Genomic DNA, 3161 nt, shown 5'->3' with positions numbered 1-3161 from the left:
GATTACTAATTTACAAAGAAAATTCGACAAACTGTTATTTTTCTATCTATTTATTTGGGTGGGAAACTTTAGTTAAATCATTTAAATACGAATAATTTTAAAAGAAAGTGTTGATTATGAATATACTTGAAACTAACCATCTCACTTTTAACTACAGAAATCATTCTGTATTAGAAGACATTAACTTGAAGATTCCAGAAGGTTCCATTTATGGATACTTAGGCAAGAATGGAGAGGGTAAATCAACAACGATAAAGATACTTTTAGGATTGGAGCAAACTAAAATAAATACGGTATTTTTCAATAAAAAAGAATTTCATTCCAACAGATTGCATATCCTTCAAAATATAGGATGCTTGATTGAACATCCATTCTTCTATGCAGATTTGAGTGCCTATGAGAATCTAAACTATTTGGATATACTATATCATTGTGGACAAAAACGCATTCAAGAGGTTCTAGAGCTTGTGAATTTGACTAAAGATAAAGACAAAAAAGTTAGAAAATATTCTACAGGAATGAAACAACGCTTGGGAATTGCGATGGCAATGTTTCATAATCCTAAATTACTCATTCTTGACGAACCACTCAATGGACTAGATCCTCAAGGTGTTTTTGAAATGAGAGAGCTAATGCTCAAACTTAAAAGTAAAGGAAAAACTATTTTCATTTCAGGACATATCTTAGCTGAAATGGAGAAAATATGCACACACATCGGAATATTAAATAATAAAAGATTATTGTTTCAAGGAGAAATTAATAGTCTACTCAATCAGAAAAAGCAATCTTATTTAATACATACGGACCAACCGGAACGATGCATGAAGATATGTAAAGAACACTTGATTCCCACAAAAAGGATCTCTGATGGAACGCTTATTATAGAAATAGAGCAAGATGGTTCCTTTGACAGTTTTAAAAAATTAATGCAACAAAACCACATTCAAATTTTATTTGCAGATACATACCAAGAAAATTTGGAGTCTGTATTCCTTCATCTAATAAAAACCGACTTATGAAACCTATATCGTTCTTTACTATTCTTAAAAGTGAACACTATAAATTAAGATTTAATATTGCCATTTGGCTCTTCTTGTTATTTCCTTTGTTCATGACTTTATGCATTGATATATATGTTTTGTTTAAACATGCTGATGCTGTCAATAATCCAACAATAACTTTTGATTATAATCCTTGGGTATGGGTATTGGGTAGATACATCTTCGACTTCTATGCTCTGCTTTATCCAATTCTTGCAGCCATTTTGAGTTATTCTTTATGCGATGTAGAATATAAGAATTATGGATTTAGACTTCTTTTTACAAGACCAATTAGCAAGCTGACAATTTATTCGAGCAAAATGGTCTTCCTTTTAGAGATTAACTTTATTTCTTTCCTCATAGGTTATCTTGCTTTCCTTCTGTCTGGTTTTGCTCTGGATAAGTTGTTACCTGGATATGAATTCTCCAGTTATAATGTTAATAACCTAACAGCTTTTTATTTCTCATATTTGTTTATAGCACTTTCTGCTGTTTCAATTATGCAATATTATCTTAGTTTGATCTTTAAGAGTTTTGTTTTACCTATCGGGTTTGCTGGTTTCATGACGATCTTTGGGGTTATTGCTCAAAATAAAGATTATATCTATCTTATACCCTATGGTACAGTGTGGAGATTAAACTATGGTTTTTATAGTGGGATAATAGACTTTTCGAAAGGCGAATACTTAAACATATCCTGTGTGTTATTCTTTATCATTATTTCATTTTTTGTATTTATAAGGAAAAAATAAAAGATACCCTTCGGTAAAAAAATCAAATAATTAATTAATAAACAAGATTTTGGAGAAGTTACAGAAATTAGCACTTAAAAAGAGCAGTTCATTACTACACTAGTGAATCTTATTAATATTGACATTCTGAACAAATTCAACTTTAGAGTCATCAGATTTATACTTAAAACAAAACGTGGCCCCTAGCGTAATATTAGGGTGATAATAACATAATAACTTAAATTTATGAAAAAATTGCAGAAATTAGTACTAAAGAAAGACGTTATTACTTCTTTAGGTAAAAGTGAACAAGCAAATTTGAAAGGTGGAATAGCAGGACGTTCCATGCGGGAGTTCCTGCCATAGTTGATAAGGAAGATTCTTACAGGTATATCTCCTAAGTGTCCGTTGAGTTGAATATATCGACATTTATACTTACGACAGTTCTTTCCTCGTTCGCGTTCATAGGTGGCAATGAGTTCTGCCGCATTTTTCTTCCTGCCTGATACGGTGTATTTTGTCTTTCCCATTTTTGCAAGTCCAACAATGTGCATTGCCCCTTTACCTATGCTTCTAACACATGCCATAAGTTGCTCGCAGGTGAACCAACTATCGGTAATCACATACTTCGCATGCAAGCCCATCTTCCATCCACGGCGAAGCATATCCATGGCGACATCCATCTTAGACATCTTACACTCTTGAAAGCGCTTATAATCGGGGTTGCCGGTATTCCTCTTAATATGATATGCCTTTCTATGTTGCTGTTTTGTCAGCCCGCAGTCGCCTTGTTTCCCTTTTTCCTGATGCAGTGAAAAATCGAAGGGTACGGTTGTTTTGCCGTCAAAGAATGCACAAAGTAGCAGTTTGTAACCCAATACGCACCTGCCTTTCACATGGTCAAAAACACGACTGACACCCTCCATTCTCACACCACTCTTCTCAAGCACTGTGTCATCTATAATGAAACATGTCGTGGTATCGGGTTGAGGAGCTTCGCCATACTTACGCAAGAGGCACATATAACGCAGTGCAAAGTGGTTCATCAAGCGCCTCCAATCCATCTGGGGGGCGAATCATCATCCGATAGAAACAGTTCTTACCATGATATGAAAGCTCATATATCTTATGCTTGCATATACTGTGAATACTTTCACCCACAATGCGGAAGAGGCAAAGAGAAAGGATTAATTCCGAAGCCGAAACTCCGTCATGTTTCTCCAATGACAGGCGAGATAACAAGTGACCAATGTCAAACTTGCCAAAAAGATGAAATAAATCATCACTCATTCGAGTTTTAACACTCAAAAGTTTGGATAACTCACTTATTTTCTTTATTTTTGCTTCCATAATAGTTTTGTTGTCTTGTCTTTAAAATCAGTTCTTTAGC

At 34.2% G+C, this 3161-nt stretch carries 2 protein-coding genes and 2 pseudogenes; 3 read left to right on the top strand and 1 reads right to left on the bottom strand.

Annotated features, from left to right (window positions below; genetic code table 11):
- Nucleotides 1-116: 116 nt before the first annotated feature.
- The 3 genes and pseudogenes from HMPREF1505_RS05010 to HMPREF1505_RS13705 form a co-directional block, all read left to right on the top strand.
- Nucleotides 117-1019 carry an ABC transporter ATP-binding protein gene (locus tag HMPREF1505_RS05010; protein ID WP_013263868.1) on the top strand — a complete coding sequence of 301 codons (903 nt, stop codon included), beginning with the start codon at nucleotides 117-119 and terminating at the stop codon, nucleotides 1017-1019.
- Nucleotides 1016-1792 carry an ABC transporter permease gene (locus HMPREF1505_RS05005; protein WP_013264619.1) on the top strand — a complete coding sequence of 259 codons (777 nt, stop codon included), beginning with the start codon at nucleotides 1016-1018 and terminating at the stop codon, nucleotides 1790-1792. Before HMPREF1505_RS05010 ends, HMPREF1505_RS05005 begins: the two co-directional genes overlap by 4 nt.
- A 225-nt stretch (nucleotides 1793-2017) precedes the next feature.
- Nucleotides 2018-2062, top strand: a pseudogene (locus HMPREF1505_RS13705) (hypothetical protein); the annotation flags it as partial.
- Nucleotides 2063-2102: 40 nt separating this feature from the next.
- Here HMPREF1505_RS13705 and HMPREF1505_RS05000 read toward each other — a convergent pair.
- Nucleotides 2103-3121: pseudogene (locus tag HMPREF1505_RS05000) on the bottom strand (transposase); the annotation flags it as partial.
- Between the last annotated feature and the right edge of the window lie 40 nt (nucleotides 3122-3161).

Origin of the sequence: Prevotella sp. ICM33, assembly GCF_000517825.1 — a bacterium.
GTDB lineage: Bacteria > Bacteroidota > Bacteroidia > Bacteroidales > Bacteroidaceae > Prevotella > Prevotella melaninogenica.
This window is presented reverse-complemented; position numbering and strand designations above follow the sequence as displayed.